This window comes from Spirosoma radiotolerans (assembly GCF_000974425.1).
Classification (GTDB): domain Bacteria; phylum Bacteroidota; class Bacteroidia; order Cytophagales; family Spirosomataceae; genus Spirosoma; species Spirosoma radiotolerans.
Genome location: NZ_CP010429.1, coordinates 5,036,378 through 5,055,617 on the forward strand (window position 1 = coordinate 5,036,378; position 19,240 = coordinate 5,055,617).

A 19,240-nucleotide genomic window follows, 5' to 3' on the forward strand; every position below is an offset into this window, starting at 1 on the left:
TGTTTAAACTTCTTAGCGGCCCACATCCAGAGTGCCGGTGTTGTTTCTTCAGGTCTGCCTGTCTTACCAGGGTTATGGCGAGCGGTAAACTCATCTGCCAAAGCCTGTTCCTGGCGAACGTTAGCAGGCGTCGGCCGCTCGTTTAGCGAGCTAACTTCGCTCAAATTGATTCGAAAATAGACGTAGTTGATAATATCCTGTCATGAATTGGCGATGACCAACTTATTTCGCTTCTTTTTGGTTCTGTATATGGTGGGGCGTCTAAAGTCGCCACGTATATCCATTTTCAATCTACCTAGCCACCTCTTTCTGAAAATACCATACCTGGTTCAGGTAGGTTAACCTCACACGAATAAAACCAAAGAATGGAGACATTTAGTAAAAAAGAAAAAGAGAAGGCTAGACAAAAAAAGAGAAAAGATAAAGAAGAAAAACGAGAAGATCGGAAAGCAAATGCCGTGAAAGGGCTGGGCCTTGACGAAATGATGGCGTATGTGGATGAGAACGGAAACATTTCCTCGACTCCGCCTGACCCCAGAAAGAAGAAACGAATCGATCAGGAAGATATCCAGATCGGTGTCGCGAAACAGGAACCGACTGACCCCCAAGATTTGATCAGACAAGGCGTAGTGACCTTCTTCAACGATTCGAAAGGGTACGGCTTCATTAAAGATCTTCAGTCGCAGGACAGTATTTTCGTGCACGTTAATGGATTAAAAGAACCCATTAAAGAACACGATAAAGTGTCATTTACCATTGAAATGACGCCCAAAGGGCAAAGTGCCGTTGGCGTAGCCAAGCAGGCCGCGTAGTTTTTAGAATTATTCTAAGGGCTCTTTGATTATAAATGACACTAATTGGCGATAAATAGGGTTGACTGGATAGACATGTACCATTACGGTCACATGAACTCACTATTATCCCCTAGGTTATGAGCCAACAGACGTACACTTCCATTCCACCAACCTCAGATAGCGTCTACTGGATGCTCAAATCGTCGGATGGCAAAACAAGTATCTTTGTACCCCGTGATAAAGAGCTTGATCGGAAGTTAAAGGTAAAATTTCAGGCCGAAGTTGCAGCCAGAACGTCAGTGAAGCGGAAGCGGTAAGAGACGGATTTAGTGACTTACTTGTTTGAGATACCACAGCCCGGCCCATCAATGCCGGGCTTTTTTTTGCAGTTTTGTATCGTTAGGATTTTAGCGACGCCGGGTTGATCGATTTGTACCGAATAATGATCAACCTATTACCGGTGCCTGTTAGCCCACTGCTTTAGCGGTGGGTCCGGGCAAATAAAACGCATAAAACAACCGTTTCAGTGGTTTCAGCACGCGCTAAACCGTTGAAACGGTTAAGGAGATGGGGTCAAATTCGACTAAACTCTCCGCTTTAGTGGTGGGCTGATAAAGACTCGATTCGGTGTTTAATTTAGTCAAATCAATCTCGTGTCGCCAAAGTCCTGCTAGCGTTTAAACCCATGAAGACGATTCTGCTTGTTGAAGACGACCGGCGTATTGCCCAGAACATAAGCCGGGGCCTGACCGATGAGGGGTATGAAACAACCATTGCTTACGACGGGCTCGAAGGCAGGCAACTAGCCCTCTCGAACGCCTTTAATTTGATTATTCTGGACATAAATCTGCCGGGGCTGAACGGTTACGATTTGTGCCGCGAGTTAAGAATGGTCAATCCTCAGTTACCCGTGTTAATGCTGACCGCACTTGGGGAGATCGAAGATAAAGTAACGGGGCTGGGCGTTGGCGCTGATGATTACCTGGTTAAGCCATTTGATTTTCGGGAACTCCTGGCTCGGGTAGCCGCCTGCATACGCCGGGCTGATTTACGCGCTGAGCCCAACCAGGCCGACGACGTGATTACCGTGGCTAACCTAACCCTGAACCGTACGACGCGGGAGGTGTTTCGGGATCAGAACGTAATTGAACTGACAACCAAAGAGTTCGTGTTGCTGGAATACCTCATGCAGCACACAGGCCGGACGATATCGCGGCTTGAACTGACCGAACACGTTTGGCGTATACCGTTCGACACCGGCACAAACGTGGTGGAGGTTTACGTAAATTACCTGCGTAAAAAGGTTGATCGCGATTTTTCACCCAAACTTATCCATACCCGCTCCGGCTATGGGTATGTCTTGAAAGAAGAATAAGCATGACTATTCGCAACCGCATCTCAGGCCAGTTTACGTTAATCGTCGCGTCGATTTTAATCGGGTTTTCGTTATTGATCTATCTGGTATCGGCGACCTACCGGCGCGAAGAGTTTTATGAACGGCTCAAAAGCAAGGCCCGAACAACAGTCCGGTTTCTGGTTGAAGTGAAAGAGGTTGACCGGGATCTCCTTCGGATCATCGACCGGAATACACTGACGGCCATGATTGACGAAAAGGTCTTGATTTTGGATGACAACAATAAATTGGTTTATAGTAGCGTAGATGACTACCCTGTCCGCTATAAACCTGATTTACTGGACGCCGTTCGCCGGGAGCGGGAAATAGAGACGACCAATGGCGAGAATGAACTGGTTGGCATCCTGTATGAAGCGAACGGCCGACGCCTGGTCGTGCTGGCGTCGGCCTATGACCGGTTCGGGCAAAGTAAATTGCAAAACCTGTATATAACACTCGTTTGGGGCTTGTTGGGTGGTATTGGGCTAACCATTGGGCTTGGTTTCTTCTTTGCCGGCCAGTCGCTGCAACCCATTGGCCACATTAACCGGCAGGTGCAGACCATTACGGCCCGCAATCTTCGCCAACGGCTCGATGAAGGTCCCCGGCAGGATGAGATTGACCAGTTGGCCGTTAATTTTAATGCCGTTTTGCAGCGGCTTGAACAGGCGTTTGAGCAGCAGCGGAGTTTCGTATCTCACGCATCGCATGAGCTCCGAACCCCGTTGGCGGCCCTTAAATCTGAAATTCAGTTGGGCCTCCGCCGACCACTTTCGGCCGAGCACCATACCGAGATCCTCCAGAATCTGCTTTCTGATACGGATCGGCTGATTGCCCTGTCAAACAGCCTGTTACTGCTGGCCCGCACGCTCGAAAGTCTCGAAGCCGTGACTATGACATCAGTTCGGCTGGATGATGTGTTCTTTACCGCTCAGGAAGAACTACGCACCGCCCATCCCAGTTATACCGTGCAGTTTAAGTACGATCAGGTTCCTGAAACGGAAACGGATATGGTCGTGCTGGGTAACGAATCGCTACTCATTCGTGTCGTACTAAACCTGCTTGATAACGCCTGTAAATATGCCGCCGATCAACAGGCGAACGTAAGCATTGGTAAAAATGCGCAACAAGTTTGGCTGAGCGTGACCGATACGGGCATTGGCCTGAGTACTGACGAACAAAAGCACATTTTTGAACCATTTTACCGGGCACCGGGCGCCATCAGATTCAACGGATTTGGAATCGGACTAGCTGTCTGTCAACGCATTACAGAGTTACACAATGGCCAAATCAGTGTAGAGAGTGAACCGGGTAAAGGAAGCACATTTACGATTCGCCTACCCCGTCCTTAAGGACAATTAAGGAAATCTAATTTTTTTCTAATCGCTTAAAATCGGTCGTCCTGATTAGCCTTAGCACCTTTGTGGCTGGTATCAACAAAACCACCCGTAATGCGTTCCTGGCTTTTCGTTACACTTGTGCTGCTGGCCGGTCAGACCAGAGCACAGGATTCACTGCGGCTCACCCGGCAGCAGGCTGACAGTTTATTCATCAAAAATAACCTCCTGCTCCTGGCCGAACGGTTTCGGATCGACATTGGTCAGGCACAGATCATACAGGCGGGCCTGCGTGACAATCCCACCGCCAACATTGAGATCAGCACATACAATAATCAGACAAACCGAGTGCTGGATGTGGGGCGCGGGGGCGAAAAAATCATCGCCATTCAGCAATTACTCTACACAGCTGGCAAGCGCAATAAACGGGTTGCGCTGGCTACCGAAGCGGCTCACCTGACTGAGCTCGAACTGCTTGATCTGCTGCGTGGCCTTCGGTTCGAGTTGCGCAGCCGGTTCTACGCCATTTATTTTCAGCAACAAACGCTGGCCCGTTATGACCGACAGATTGCCACGATACAGACGACCGTAACGGCCTACGAGCGCGAATATGAGCGTAACAATGTGTCTCTGCGGGAATTGCTTCGGCTCAAAGCTCTGCTATTTCAGTTGAGTAATGACCGCACCGAAATCCGCTTTCAGTTGGCCGAAGATCAGCGGAGTATCCGAACCTTATTATCCGTGGAGCAACCCATTCGGCCCATTGTTCGCAATGACGCGCTGACCCGTTACCATATCCCATCGCAACCCGAAGACTCCCTTCGTCAACTGGCGCTACGCAACCGACCCGACTTACAGGCGGCCCAGTCGTTGAGCAAACAGGCCGAATTAAACTACACCCTTCAGAAAGCACTGGCCAAGCCCGACCTGCGCGTGGGGGGCACCTACGACCAGAATGGCAGTTACATTCCGAACTATGTGGGGCTGTCAGTCGGTATGGACCTGCCGGTGTTTAACCGCAATCAGGGAGCCATTCGGGCCGCTCGCAGCCAGATCGGTTACCAGAGCCAATTCCAGAAACAGCGGGCCATGCAGATAACGAACGAGGTATCGACCGCACTGCAAAAAGTCAGGGATGTGGAGCAAATGGTCCAGTCAGTCGAGGGGCGCTTCACCGACCAGTTCGAGTTACTCAACCAGGGCGTTGTCACGAGCTTTCAGAAAGGGAATATCTCGTTGCTGGAATTTGTCGATCTGATCGAAACCTACAATGAGAGCGTTCGCCAGCTCAACCGCCTGAAAGCCGACCGCGTCAACGCGTACGAGGAACTTAACTACCTCATTGGCGACGACTTATTCAACTAATACACTCTTTGTTTTATTAATTATGAACGCTACGCTAGCCATGCGCGCTCTCACTTTTTTTTGTCTGGCCGGTCTTACGGGTCTGCTGCCAGCCTGCCAGCCCAAACCCGCCCCCGAAGAGGCTACGGCGTTTATGCTGTCGGATACAATGCTCCATAGAATTCGTATCGACACCGCCCGAACTCAGCCATTACGCAGTGAATTAACACTTGTGGGCCGCATTATAGCCGACGAAAACCGGGTTATCGAAGTGTTTCCATTAGTCGGTGGTAACGTCGAAAGCGTGAAAGTAGAACTCGGCGATTATGTCCAGAGAGGCCAGACACTGGCCACCATACGCTCGGGAGAAGTCGCTGATTTTGAGCGCCAGAATACCCAGGCGGAAGCTGATTTATTACTGGCTGAAAAGAACCTTCGGGTAGCTCAGGATCTGTTCGAAAGCAAACTCAACTCCCAGCGCGAAGTTATTGCGGCCCAGAAAGAAGTGGAACGAGCGCAGGCCGAAGTGAATCGGATAAAAGAAGTGTATCGAATCTATGGCGTCGGCAAATCATCAACCTATATCGTCAAAGCCCCAATTGCGGGCTACATTATCCAGAAAAATGTAAATCAGGGCACGCAGCTCCGGTCGGATAATGCCAATAGCCTGTTTACGGTTGGGCAAATCAGCGACGTATGGGTTCTGGCCAATGTCAACGAAAGCGATATCAGTCGGGTGAAGCCTGGCATGACCGCCGACATGCAGACGCTGGCTTATCCCGATGAGCTTTTTAGGGGCAAAGTTGACAAACTTTATACGGTGCTCGACCCCGGCACAAAGGCCATGACAGTCCGCATCCGGCTCCCGAATCCCGGCTTGAAACTGCGCCCCGAAATGCACGCTACCGTAACCATTCGCTACGAAGACGGTGGACAAATGGCCACGGTACCCGCCGAAGCGGTCATTTTCGATAAATCCAAGCACTATGTCATGGTGTTTCGCAGCCGCACCGACATTGAAACCCGCGAGGTAACCCTATTAAAATCCCTTGGCGACGTGGCCTACATCCGGACCGGCATCAAACCGGGCGAACGGGTCATTGCCAAAAATCAGCTTTTGGTGTACGATGCGCTGAATGATTAACCCACCCCTCCAACGCAACTATGAATGCTTTCATCCGTAACGTAGTGGGTTTTTCGTTGAAGAACCGCTTTTTTATCTTTTTCATGACCATTGGCCTCATCATTGCCGGTGTCGCCAGTTACCTCACCACGCCACTCGAGGCCTTTCCCGATGTCACAAACACCCAGATTATTGTCGTAACGGAGTGGAATGGCCGCTCTGCCGAAGAAATTGAGCGCTTCGTGACGGTGCCCATCGAAATTGGGATGAACTCCGTACAGCGCAAAACCAGCGTTCGCTCCGTTACCATGTTTGGGCTGAGTGTTATCAAGATTATTTTTGAGGATGACGTTGACGATTTTTTCGCCCGCCAGCAGGTCAATAACCAGCTTCGTTCGGTATCGCTGCCCGATGGTGTGGCTCCCGACGTGCAGCCCCCCTACGGTCCCACCGGCGAAATCTTTCGGTTCACGCTGGCATCGCCCAACCGCGACAGTCGCGAACTGCTCACCCTGCATAACTGGGTCATTGACCGGCAGCTCCGCAGTGTGCCGGGCGTGGCCGATGTAGTCGCGTTCGGTGGTCGGGAAAAAAGTTATGAGATTCGGGTCAATCCGACCCAACTGGCCAAATATGACATCACGCCCCTGGAAGTTTATCAGGCCGTCACGCGCAGCAACATCAACGTGGGGGGCGATGTCATTGAGCGGAACGGACAGGCTTATGTCGTGCGGGGTATCGGGTTGTTAACCTCCATTACCGACATTGAAAACCTGATCATTGAGGATTTAGGCAGTAACCCCGTGCTCATCAAAAACGTGGCCGAAGTAGCTGAATCGAACCTGCCACGCGTAGGTCAGGTAGGCCTGAACAACGACGATGACGTAGTGGAAGGGATTGTGGTGATGCGCAAAAACGAAAATCCCAGCGAAGTGCTGGAGCGCGTCAAAGCCAAAATTGACGACCTCAATACGCGCATTTTACCCTCCGATGTCAAGTTGGTTACTTTCTATGACCGCGACAACCTGATTTCGTTCTGCACCAAAACTGTACTTCATAACCTGACCGAAGGTATAATTCTGGTGACGGTCATTGTGTTTCTGTTCATGGCCGACTGGCGCACAACCGTCATTGTGTCGATTGTTATTCCACTGGCCTTGCTGTTTGCCTTCATGTGTCTCAAACTACGGGGCATGTCAGCGAACCTGCTCTCCATGGGTGCCGTCGATTTTGGCATCATCGTCGATGGCGCCGTGGTCATGGTCGAGGGAATTTTTGTGACGCTCGACCACCAGGCGCATCGAGTCGGCATGCCCCGATTTAACCGCATGGCCAAGTTGGGCCTGATCAAAAAAACCGGGGGTGAGTTAGGCAAAGCCGTTTTCTTCTCCAAGCTGATCATCATTACGGCCTTACTGCCCATTTTCTCGTTCCAGAAAGTGGAAGGAAAAATGTTTTCGCCCTTGGCCTGGACATTAGGTTTTGCTCTGTTGGGTGCCTTACTGTTCACCCTCACGCTGGTTCCGGTTTTATGTTCAATCCTGCTCAAAAAAGACATTAGGGAGAAGAATAACCCATTGGTTAACTTCTTTGACCGCACTGTAATGGCTGGTTTTAACTGGTGCTTTTCCCGTCGGCGGCTAAGTTTAGTGGCCAGCATAGCTTTCATGGCGATGACCTTCTTCTCGTCAACGTTACTAGGCTCAGAATTCCTGCCGACTCTCAACGAAGGCGCCCTGTGGGTAACGGCCGAAATGCCGATGAGCATGTCGCTGCCCGAAAGTATCAAGATGGCTCGCTCGATACGGCAAGACCTGCAAACATTTCCGGAGGTAAAGCAAATCCTCTCGCAAACGGGCCGCTCTAATGACGGCACTGACCCCAATGGATTCTATTTCTGCCAGTTCCAGGTCGACCTTCAGCCCAAGTCGTCCTGGAAACGGACCATTACGGTTGATGATTTGATTGAAGAGATGGACGCTCGCCTAAAGAGTTACCAGGGCGTTAATTACAATTACTCTCAACCAATCATTGATAATGTTGCCGAAGCGGTAGCCGGGTTTAAGGCCAGCAATGGGATCAAGATTTTTGGTAACGACCTGGACGAACTTGAAAAATACGCCAATCGGGTAACGGCGGCCATCCGTGATGTGCCGGGCGTAAAAGACGTGGGTATTCTGCGAAACGTTGGCCAGCCCGAAATCAGCGTGTTGTTCGACGACCGAAAAATGGCGCTGTATGGCGTATCGACGGCTGATGCTCAATCCGTTATTGAAATGGCCATTGGCGGCAAAACGGCGTCTATTTTATACGAGGGCGAACGCAAATTCGATATTCGAGTTCGTTATGGCGAAGATTACCGGCGTACAGGCGACGACATCATGCGGCTTATGGTACCAACGCTGCGCGGGGATAAGATACCGCTGCGCGAAATTGCTACATTACGGGAAATTACAGGCCCTGCCTTCGTCTACCGGGATAATAACAAACGGTTTGTTGGTGTGAAGTTCTCGGTGCGGGAGCGCGACCTTGGCAGTACCGTTGCCGAAGCCCAGCAACGGGTCGATGAAGCCATCAAGGATCTACCTAAAGGGTATGGTATTGACTGGACTGGCGAGTTTGAAAACCAGGTCCGGGCAACCGGCCGATTAGGGCAAGTTGTGCCCATCAGTCTGGCTACCATTTTTGTTATCCTGTTCATTCTGTTTGGGAGCGCTAAAGATGCGGGGCTTGTGTTGCTCAATGTTCCGTTCGCCCTCATCGGGGGTATTCTGGCGTTGCACATAACCGGTATGAACTTTGGCATTTCGGCGGGGGTAGGCTTCATTGCCCTGTTCGGTATTTGTGTACAGAACGGCGTTATTCTGATCTCGGTTTTCAATAACAACCGCAAAGCGCATATGCCGCTCGATCAGGCCATTCGGGAGGGTGTCCGTTCACGCATTCGGCCGGTGGTTATGACGGCATTGATGGCGGCCATTGGCCTGTTGCCAGCGGCTGTTTCGACCGGCATTGGTTCGGAAACTCAGAAACCACTCGCTATCGTCGTTATTGGTGGTCTCATTACGGCTACGATTCTGACGCTGCTTATCTTCCCGATCATCTACCGGATGTTCAACCGCAAGCATCACGCACTAACGATTTAACGACTAGCGCAAATAACAGAAGGCCCCATCTATACCAATAGCCGTAGATGGGGCCTTCTGTTGTTCACTAACGATATCTAGTTATTCAGCTACGATCTTTTGCTGTTGACAACATAAATCCTATCTGGTCTCTATAGGAGATTACTTTTGAGAATTCGCAGGTGAGTATACTCGTCTATATTTTTACTTGAACGACGTGTTTAATTTTTTCTCTACCCAAATCTATGAATTCAAACCTCTACCCTACTCCCCTGGTTGCCATGCCCGCAGGCGCCCTGAAAATGTATGTACGAACTAGCGGGCATCTTGACCTTCCGGTATCCGATCTTATGTTTTTGCAGGCTACGGGCAATTATAGCTGGCTTTACTGGAAGGACGGGCAACGTATGCTAATGCCACGTACATTAAAATATTACGTGCCTCAGCTGCCTGATAACTGGTTTGTTCGCCTGCATCGCAACTGCATTGTCAATCTTCATTATATAGATCGGATGGAACGCGCTGACCCCGATAAGGGAGGGCTGGTTCACTTACGATCGGGGGCCGTTCTGCCCGTATCCCGTCGCCGTTGGTTTGCCGTTCGGCGGATGTTATCGAAGTACGCCAAATCTAATTAGCCGACCTAAATTTTACTGGGGCCAGGCTCCTGCACGGCCCCAGCAAACCACTTAAATGCGTTGAATCAACTCGGCCACCTTATGCACTTCGCGGCCCATGATGTGGTCGATAATGGCCTGCGCATGTTCGCGGCCGTTTTCGATAAACACCTTTTCGGTATAGATGCCCGCCATAACCGTACCGCATACGTATAGGCCAGGCACCGTAGTCTCGAAGTTTTCCTTATTATAGGTTGGCACCTGTGTAACCGGATCAAGCTCAATGCCGCACCGGCGTAACAGGTCTGCATCAGGAATATACCCGGTTAAAACCAGGACAAAATCAGCCGGAAGTTCGGTTTCTGTACCCGTTTTTAAATCATTAATCAGTACGGATTTCTCCTTGATCTGGGTCACGCAGGCGTTAAAAGCTGTTTTTATCTTCCCTTCTTTCACCCGATTTTTCACGTCCGGAACCAGCCAGTATTTCACCGTGCTGCGGAAGTCATCGCCCCGATGCACCACCGTTATGTGCACATCATGCCGGTATAACTCCAAAGCCGCTTCGACCGCCGAATTCGACCCACCAATGATCACTACATTGGTAAATGAATACTTGAACGGCTCGTCGTAATAGTGGGATACGTGCGGCAGGTTTTCGCCGGGAATGTTAAGCCAGCGAGGCCGGGTAAAGTAACCCGTTGCCATAATGACTTTCCGCGCCTGAAAGTGCTCGCCAGCCGTGGTTGTCACCACAAACCAATCGGCTTCTTTCCGCACAGCCCAGACTTCCTTAAACAATTCGAAGTTCAGGTGATAATAGGCCGCTGCTTTTCGGTAGTACTGAAGGGCTTCATCGCGACCGGCCTTTACGTCTGAAATAGCAAACGGTAGACCACCAATTTCAATATTTTCGGCGGTTGAAAAGAAGCGCATACGACGTGGATATTGCCGAATGGACTCAGTCAGGCTGCCCATCTCCAGAATTAAATGACTTAGTCCTGCTTTAGCCGCTTCAATGCCAGCCGCCAGCCCACAGGGCCCTCCGCCAACAATAATGACATCGTATGTTTGCATATAGTGATCAGTAATCGGGATAATTTGTAGGAGTATGTCCTACAGGCATAACCTACTATACTAACAAGCAAAAAGTCCCCAAAGGTTGCGTTAACTAAGCCTTTTCCAACCCATTTTTAGCTGTTCTTTTTACCCCACGTCTATCGGTTAAGTAATTCATCGTGGCTATACAATTAAATCCATAACTAACTTATTAGTAATTATAATACCGTATTATAAATATTTAGTTAACAAAAAATATACGTTGCATCAGTTTAAATAGGCTCGTTTCAACTAGATATGTAGGCCCTATCCGCAACGAATCAATGGTTTTTTAATACAGAAATGTTCATTATCAAACCATTATAACGATAAGCATGTATAACTATTTTAAAATAATAGTAACCTATAAATCTAATTATAACCATTTGCGTAAATAAACATAGTGTAAACCATTCTGTTTCATAATTAAATTCTAACTCACCTCAACAATGAAAGCTAATTTTTACCTTACCATTCCTTATGCTTTTGCAGCTACATTAGTTAGCTGCTCACAAGATCCAGCCGAAAAAGCGCCGGGCACTCTGACACCCATTTCGCACCTGTCAAGGCCCGAAGAAGCTTTTCCCAACCAGCGGGGAACCCTGCAAAGCGCCTACCTCGATGGGCAAAAAATAACTTATCAGCTTATTGGCGATCAAGCTGTGTTTGAGAGTGATATACTTTTATCTCCAGACAACTTGCAGGAACGAAATGACGTGCATATGGATGGCACCGGACGGGCAAAAGCCTCATCTCGTTGGCCGAACAAAATCATTTATTACGCTATTGATCCCGCACTTCCGAATCAGACACGCGTAAAAGATGCCATCGCTCACTGGGAAGCTAACACCCCCATCCGATTCGTTCAACGCACAACACAACGTGGGTATGTGCTCTTTCGGGTAGGTTCTGGCTGTTCATCGAACGTGGGATTTTCAGGCAGCCAGCAGTACATAAACCTGGGCAGCAATTGTACTACTGGAAATACCATCCACGAAATTGGCCATACTATCGGGCTCTGGCATGAACATTCCCGTGTTGACCGGGATGCATACGTGACCATTAACACAGCCAACATAACAACCGGGTACGAGTCTGATTTTCAAACGTATACGCAACGGGGACTGGATGGATTTGATTATCAGGGCGGACTTGATTTCGGGTCAATTATGCTATACGGCTCGTATGACTTCTCTAAGAATGGCCAGCCTACAATGACTAAAAAGGATGGCTCAACGTTTGCAAGCCAGCGCGTTAGCCTGTCAACAACGGATATCAAAACAATCAGGTATATGTACCCGTAGGGCCATGCAATAAGCCCCAGGCCACTTCTATAAAAATGGTGTCCATCCTTATAGAAGTTGACCTGGGGCTTGCGGTAAAACCAACTACCCCTCCTTGTCGCCTATTTTATGCGCTTGATTGTGAAAGGTATACAAGTAGGCCGTCTATCGGCACAGGGGTCCTGATCGACGGGAGATAAGTCAACCGTTAAAGAAACACGACAACCATTTATTCCTGTTGCCGTAACGGTGTATTCACCAGGAACCGTGACGACAGGTTCAGCCTCTGTACTGGTAAATCCATTTGGCCCGGTCCAAAGCAATGTGGCGCCCGGCGCTTCGGCAAAAAGCGTTGCACTACAACCAACGCAGCCTAAAGCAGCCCCAAAGGCTGTCAAGTCTGGTCGGATCGTATCGGCCTGTACTACGGCCAGGTCTGACGACTGATTAGCAGGGCAGGCCGGGTCGCTCACCGTCAGCGTATAACTACCCGCCAGCAAGACGGTGGGCGAAGCAACCGAACTACCGAACCCATTCGGCCCGCTCCAGCTATACGTGGCCTTGGCAGCTGGTGATCCATCTGCAAACTGAGCCGAGCCCACCAACGTTACCGAAGGTTGGGAACAGGTCAGCACGCCACTCATAGCTTTAGCCACCAAGGAAGGTAAAATCTGAACAATGGTTTGCGACGACTGCCGACACTGCCCTTGAGCAGGAGTAGGAAACACGATGCTATAGATATACTGACTCAAAACGCTACCTGTGGTGTTGGTCGTATTCAGGGCTGGATTTACCAGCACAGCCCGGCCCGTAGCAGCATTCGGTGACACCGTGCCCAGCACTACACCCCCGCTTCCATACATGGCCGTCCCCGACTGGGGACTGCTGAACATCACAAACCGGATGGATTCACCTGCACTCAGGTATTGACTTACCGACACCAGTGAGTCGAGTTGACTGCCCGCGCAAAGCGACACTGATGATACGCCACTGCTCAGGCTGGGACAGAAGCTGGGTACGACGCTAACCTGAGCCGTCGCAAAGCAGCCATTGCTGCCCGTGGCCGTCACACTGTACAACCCATCGACCTGCACGTCGATCTGCACATTGACCGAAGTGAAGCCGTTGGGACCCGTCCAGATGAGGCTGGCACCCGGAGCACTGGCCGAGATGGTAGCCGTACAGGTGGGGCAGAGTTTAGCCACCACGGAGGTGCTCAACATAGGCACGATTGTGTTGGAGGTGACCACCGCCGTAGCCGTGGTGAAACTGGCGGGGCAGGCCGGATCGCTCACCGTCAGCGTATACGTACCCGCTAGAGAAACGACTGGATTCTGAATCGAAGCGGTGAATCCATTGGGGCCACTCCAGTTATACGTAACCTGCGTTGCCGGCGAGCCATCTCTATACTGGGCCGCACCCGCCAGCGTTACTGAGGGTTGAGAGCAAGTCAGCACGCCACCCGTTGCCTGGGCCACCAGCGCGGGCAGGATGCGAATCACGGTGGCCGACGATTGGCGGCAAGCAGGATTCTCAGGCATTGGGTAGATAATGGCGTAGATGTATTGATTGGACGACCCGCCCGACGTGTTCATAAGTGGATTTTTTAACACAGCCCGGCCTGTGGCCATATCAGGTAATACAGTACCCAGCACTACGCCCCCACTCCCATACATGGCCGTCCCCGACTGGGGACTGCTGAACGAGACAAACCGAACGGAATCAACCCGGCACAGGTGCGTTCCTACAGCGGCAATTGAATCGAGTTTTACGCCCGGACAGAGTGAAATGGTATCTCTTTCATTTCTGAGTTCGGGACACGAATAGATCGAAAGGTCATTGGTAAAATCATTTTGACCAGCATTGAGGCTTGTTACAGCAATGACGGCCGAACCACCAACCAGATTGGCATCGGAGTCGCGCAGATCAGAATCTGGAAAACCTCCCCGGTTAGCTGGTGATAGTATATAGTACCGTTGCTGGCTAGTGAGTCCTTGCCGGGCACCCGCCGACCGGGCCGCCAGCCGCCCACCCGCCGATGCAAGCGGTTTGACCCCTGCCAGGGTAATATCCAACGTCGGTAGTTGGATCGTATCCATTCGTATCTCGTACTTATGGTCATACTGGAGGCCGCCGGGTACGGTACTGTTGTTGAAATAGAACTGGCCACCGTCGTGGGTCGTTTGGGCAGCAATCAGGGTACCACCCTTTTCCATATCGTGCAGCGTCAGCACAAGCCCATCGATACCCGGTTCGTAAGCGTCCTGAATGCCATCCCGGTTATCGTCAAACCACACCCGGTTTCCAATTTCGACACTAGCCGGATCGCATAGCGCTTTTATGTCGCCCAAACCACTGGCTTTTCCGAAGGAACCAGGCACGCTATCCAGCGTATATAGGACATAGTCCCGGTTAGTACGTCCGGTTTGCGTATTAAATACTTTCACTCCCCCTGACCGGTAGACATCAGTGATGGGATCAAAAGCGGATGTCATTACTTCGGCGTAGCCAGGGATAAACGACAGGGAGCCATTGGTTACTTCGGCATGGGCTTCATGATCCATAAAGAACCATTTGTCATTGCCGAAGAACTCACCGCCCACATTGCTGGCATCCACTGGCCCTTCGCCATTTCCCACACCACTACCTGTCAATGGGCCTGATTGACCATTTTTTTCCAATGCATACGTTCCGTTATTAAAATAGGCCCGCAACAGATCTCCCCCAGTGAAACCATCATAAAAGTCGTTTCCCTGCGGATCGTGGTTGGCTACGCCAGAAAGATTGCCAAACCGATCCATAAAGCCAATGAGCATAGACCCATCATCATCAAATTCCAAATCTGTCAGAATGGGCTGCGGATACATAACGAACTTCGGGGTGTTACCCAGGCCACATGGGGTTGGCCAGGCATCGGTCCAGGGCAACCAATGATCGTATTTAGCACACGTATTATCCGGGTTCAGCGGATCGGTGGTCAAATCGGCCGCCCCCCGGCGAAAATCAAGCGGGAAGGATAATACTTCGGTAAACGTGGGTGCCGCTTCGTTCGGGTCAAACCGATAAATTGTTGCTTTCAGGTCGCTCTGTCGTTGCGACGTTTCGGCCGAGCAAACTACACCCACATAAATTTTACCATGATATACTTTAAGCGCCCAGGGCCGAAAATCGCTATTCGAACAGCCAGGATCAGGAATTGACCACGATTTCACGGCTTCTGGTGACGTAGGAGCCACGGCTGGCGAATTGACAAAAACGCTGTATAGTTTCCGGTCATTGAGGTTGATGAAGTAAATGGTTTTGTCATCTTCCGACATATCCATCCCCCCGAAACTCTGTCGCCCTACGGCGTGCATAGCGTCCGGATCGGTGCTGGCCTGGGTTTTATCACCGAAAATACCACTATGAGGATCGTTGCCCGTATCAATGCCCAGCGCCCTGACATCCAAAAAATTCGAGGTTGTTTGTGTGGTCATGTCTGTGACATACATCCCGCCTGAACCAAGGGCCCCAAAGCTCATATGCCGTTTGACGACGGCTGCACTAAACATTTTTCTGCTTCGACGCTGGTAAGCCAACGCCCAGACAGCGCCGATCTGATTACCAGACGCCAGATGAACCGGTGGAAAATTAGAGGCTCCTGCCACGCCACTCGCCTGATAAGCGATATCGACCAGCACATCTGCCTTAGCCGCCTGTTTATCGTCGGGAACGGGGTTTCCATTCGCATCCGTCGTACTCTGCGTATTTCCATTGACATAGCAGGGAACGACCAACCGCACCCCCTTCGGCTGGCAGTAGTCGGCGGGATAATTGATGCCGACATTTACATTGACGGCGGGTGCTTTTATGAACTGCACACTTGTCCCGCTGCCCTTACCAGCAGGACCGTTGTAATCGCCGGTCGGCAGGTTAGCGAATTCGATCCGTACCGGCCTTCCCGCCGGAACATCGACAGCACTGAAAGCATAATTACCCTGCGCATCGGTCGTCGTCTGAATGGGTACCTTACTCAAGTCAACGAATGCACGGACGATTACACCAGCAACACCAAGCTCGATGGGTAATGTATCAGATCGAACGCCATTTAGGTCAAAGTCCCGAAAGACTACGCCTTTAACTTGCGCATGCGCCGTTCCAATACAAGTAAAAACAGCCAACAAGGCTACAAATCGGTAAAGTTGTATCATAAAAAGAGGCTATTATTTAACTAGGCAATTATGTTACCGGCCTTGTCTGCAAAAAAGTATACGGATGTATACGAAACAGGGCATTTTAAACCACAACATCGTTCCTTTATTGCCAATTGTGTTAACAAGCTTAGATAGACCAGTCCTTTTTAGGCAAAAGGTTTGCCAGTGGCGAGCCGTTTTGTATGTATATTTACTTGACGTTCGTCTTTATTGTGGAAAACAAAGCCAATACATTATTTTTATCATTCGAAAGTGAAGAAGTCACCTTCTTCGCCGATCTGATTTTACCCATCCCTGTCCCTAAATTATTTACCTACCGCGTTCCTCGCGGGATGGCGGAGGTTCTCAAAATTGGTGCCAGAGTTATTGTTCCCTTTGGAAAAAAGAATGGCCGTGTGCTTACAGCCATTGTCGCCAAGCTCCATAATACGCCACCTACGGGTTATCAGGCCCGTTACATCAATGAAATACTAGATGAATATCCGTTAACCACAAGTTACCAATTAGAGCTTTTTAAGTGGATTTCGGAGTATTACATGTGTTGTATTGGCGAAGTAATGAATGTCGCGTTACCATCGGGGTTGAAAATTTCGAGTCAGTCGAAGGTGCAGTTCAATCCAGACTTTGACTACCCCGAACTACTCACCGACTTTGAGGCAACTTTACTCACCGAATTGAAAAAACACCCGGCCTTATCCTATGAAGAACTGGAGCGACTCATGGGTGAAGGCAGCAACGTAGCCGCCCTCATCAAGTCATTGGTGGGCAAAAAAGCCATTATTGTTTTTGAAGAAGTCCGGGAAAAGTATATCCCAAAAATGGTTCGGAAGGTACGCCTGCACCGTACCTACGAAGAACGGGAGCAGCTTCTGGTCTTGCTGCAACGACTCGAAAAACTGCCCAAACAGCAGGAGGTCGTGATGCGCTACCTGAGCCATGTCCCGATGCAGCGCACGCCCTCCCTCAATCAGAAGGGGCTCGATAAAACGATCCTTAATCAGGATGATGAACTCTCGCAGTCATCGCTGTCGACACTGATCAAAAACCAGGTCTTCGAAACGTTTGAGGTTATCCAGCCGCGTTTTGCGGATACCGACGCCGGAACGCCCCAGGCAGAGATCAAATTGACGGACGCACAACGGGCTGCTTCGGTACAAATTATGAGCCAGTTCGACAGCCAGAATATCGTACTGCTCCATGGTATTACCGGAAGTGGCAAAACCGAGGTTTACATAGACCTTATTCAGCAAGCCCTGTCCGGCGGCTCACAAGTGCTGTATTTGCTCCCCGAGATTGCCTTAACGACCCAGATCGTAGTTCGTCTGCAACGGGTTTTTGGCGATAAAATGGGAATTTACCACTCCAAGTTCTCGGACAACGAACGAGTAGAAGTCTGGAAAGGCGTTGTATCCGAGCAATATCAGTTTGTGGTTGGGGTCCGGTCGGCGGTGTTTCTGCCATTCGACAACCTGGGCCTGATTATCGTGGATGAAGAACACGAAACCAGTTACAAGCAGCACGATCCGGCGCCCCGCTATCACGCCCGCGATGTGGCTATCATGCTGGCCCACTGGCAACAGGCCAAAGTCCTGCTTGGCTCGGCGACGCCCTCGCTCGAAACCTACTATCAGGCCAAGCAGGGGCGCTATGGTCTAGTTGAGCTTTTTCAGCGGTTTGGCGACGCCACGCTGCCCAATATCGTGCTGGTCAACGTGCAGCAAGAGAAAAAGCAAAAGACGATGAAGCAAGAGTTTTCATCGGCGCTCCTGGGCGCCCTGGAAGCCAATATGGAGCGGAAAGAACAAAGTATCCTGTTTCAGAACCGCCGGGGGTATTCGCCCTACATGCAATGCGAAGATTGCGACTGGACCGCCGAATGTACGAACTGCGCCGTTAGCCTGACCTACCACCAGCGAGACGCTGAACTGCGCTGCCACTATTGCGGCCATAAAGAATCCGTTCCGCGCGTCTGCCCGACCTGCGGCTCGACGAAAGTGAAAACGATTGGCTTTGGTACGGAGAAACTGGAAGATCAACTGCAGATTTTCTTCCCACAGTCGCGGGTATTGCGTATGGATCTGGATACGACGCGGGCCAAAAATGCGTATCAGCAAATTATTCAGGAATTTGAAGGTGGTCAGGTCGATATTCTGGTCGGTACCCAGATGATTACGAAAGGGCTCGACTTCGACAACGTTAGCTTGGTGGGTATTTTCGATGCCGACCGGCTCATTCACTTTCCTGACTTCCGTGCTACAGAACGGGCTTTCCAGATGATTACGCAGGTGAGCGGACGGGCAGGACGACGAGCAGGTCGGCAGGGAACGGTACTTATTCAGACCAGTAACCCGCAGCAGCCCGTTCTGCAAAAAGTGATCGAGAATAACTACAAGGGCCTTTACGAAGAAGAGCTTCAGGAACGGCAGAACTTTAATTACCCGCCTTTCTGCCGCCTGATCAAGCTAACCGTCCGGCATACAGACCGGGCCATAAGCCAACAGGCCGCCAGCCGACTGGCTACTGAACTAACGGATGCCTTGGGGAGTAGTCGCGTTTTAGGACCCGAAGAACCGCTGGTCGAACGAATTCGCAACCAGTTTCTGTACGATATACTAATCAAAATTGAGCGGGATAAAGTAAATATAAAGGCCGTGAAGACATTCATTCAGGACCGTATCAACGACATCCTGACCGACAAGGGTTTGCGGCAGGTAAGCATCGTGACCGATGTGGATTGTTTGTAGGATTTTACATATCGTATTTACTGCCCCCTTACCGAGCGCCTTCCAATCGGTTCATCCGGTCATGGTTTTCCGCGTTATAACGACCTAATTGAACCCATTTGGAAACACAGTACAAGAAGGCTTCTCGTAAAATTTACACAAATACCACCGTTTATCAGACCAGCCAGTTATTTTTGCACTGGCTATTGG

At 50.4% G+C, this 19,240-nt stretch carries 12 protein-coding genes; 10 read left to right on the forward strand and 2 right to left on the reverse strand.

Annotation, left to right across the window (positions count from 1 at the left end; translation table 11 throughout):
- Positions 1 to 365 precede the first annotated feature (365 nt).
- The 8 genes from SD10_RS20450 to SD10_RS20485 all read left to right on the forward strand — a co-directional run bounded on the left by SD10_RS20450 (position 366) and on the right by SD10_RS20485 (position 9,754).
- The gene (locus SD10_RS20450; RefSeq protein ID WP_046576352.1) at positions 366 to 812 is read left to right on the forward strand and encodes a cold-shock protein; all 447 of its coding nucleotides are present in this window, start codon (positions 366 to 368) and stop codon (positions 810 to 812) included.
- A 119-nt stretch (positions 813 to 931) separates the two neighbouring features.
- Positions 932 to 1,111, forward strand: a complete 180-nt coding sequence (locus SD10_RS20455) for a hypothetical protein (RefSeq protein WP_046576353.1) — start codon at positions 932 to 934, stop codon at positions 1,109 to 1,111.
- A gap of 368 nt (positions 1,112 to 1,479) precedes the next feature.
- Positions 1,480 to 2,169 (forward strand): response regulator transcription factor, encoded by a 690-nt coding sequence (locus tag SD10_RS20460; protein WP_046576354.1) that lies wholly within the window; start codon positions 1,480 to 1,482, stop codon positions 2,167 to 2,169.
- 2 nt (positions 2,170 to 2,171) lie between these two features.
- Positions 2,172 to 3,539, forward strand: coding sequence for a sensor histidine kinase (locus tag SD10_RS20465; protein ID WP_046576355.1), 1,368 nt, complete (start codon positions 2,172 to 2,174; stop codon positions 3,537 to 3,539).
- A 99-nt stretch (positions 3,540 to 3,638) separates the two neighbouring features.
- Positions 3,639 to 4,889 (forward strand): TolC family protein, encoded by a 1,251-nt coding sequence (locus SD10_RS20470; protein ID WP_046576356.1) that lies wholly within the window; start codon positions 3,639 to 3,641, stop codon positions 4,887 to 4,889.
- A 40-nt stretch (positions 4,890 to 4,929) separates the two neighbouring features.
- Positions 4,930 to 6,012 carry an efflux RND transporter periplasmic adaptor subunit gene (locus tag SD10_RS20475; RefSeq protein ID WP_046579869.1) on the forward strand — a complete coding sequence of 361 codons (1,083 nt, stop codon included), beginning with the start codon at positions 4,930 to 4,932 and terminating at the stop codon, positions 6,010 to 6,012.
- A gap of 20 nt (positions 6,013 to 6,032) precedes the next feature.
- The gene (locus SD10_RS20480; protein ID WP_046576358.1) at positions 6,033 to 9,137 is read left to right on the forward strand and encodes an efflux RND transporter permease subunit; all 3,105 of its coding nucleotides are present in this window, start codon (positions 6,033 to 6,035) and stop codon (positions 9,135 to 9,137) included.
- Between the two features lie 224 nt (positions 9,138 to 9,361).
- On the forward strand, positions 9,362 to 9,754 hold the full coding sequence (locus tag SD10_RS20485; RefSeq protein ID WP_046576359.1) for a LytR/AlgR family response regulator transcription factor: 393 nt from the start codon (positions 9,362 to 9,364) through the stop codon (positions 9,752 to 9,754).
- Positions 9,755 to 9,805: 51 nt separating this feature from the next.
- Here the strand turns inward: SD10_RS20485 and SD10_RS20490 are convergent, their stop codons facing one another.
- On the reverse strand, positions 9,806 to 10,810 hold the full coding sequence (locus SD10_RS20490) for a YpdA family putative bacillithiol disulfide reductase (protein WP_046576360.1): 1,005 nt from the start codon (positions 10,808 to 10,810) through the stop codon (positions 9,806 to 9,808).
- A 470-nt stretch (positions 10,811 to 11,280) separates the two neighbouring features.
- Here SD10_RS20490 and SD10_RS20495 point away from each other — a divergent pair, with 470 nt between their 5' ends.
- A complete protein-coding gene (locus SD10_RS20495) occupies positions 11,281 to 12,135 on the forward strand; it encodes a M12 family metallopeptidase (RefSeq protein WP_082111642.1) in 855 nt (284 codons plus the stop codon).
- 101 nt (positions 12,136 to 12,236) lie between these two features.
- Here the strand turns inward: SD10_RS20495 and SD10_RS20500 are convergent, their stop codons facing one another.
- A complete protein-coding gene (locus SD10_RS20500) occupies positions 12,237 to 16,304 on the reverse strand; it encodes an SdrD B-like domain-containing protein (protein ID WP_046576361.1) in 4,068 nt (1,355 codons plus the stop codon).
- A 185-nt stretch (positions 16,305 to 16,489) separates the two neighbouring features.
- Between SD10_RS20500 and priA the strand changes: the two genes are divergently transcribed.
- Complete coding sequence (priA, locus tag SD10_RS20505; protein ID WP_227699029.1) at positions 16,490 to 19,051, forward strand: replication restart helicase PriA; 2,562 nt, start codon at positions 16,490 to 16,492, stop codon at positions 19,049 to 19,051.
- Positions 19,052 to 19,240: the final 189 nt, after the last annotated feature.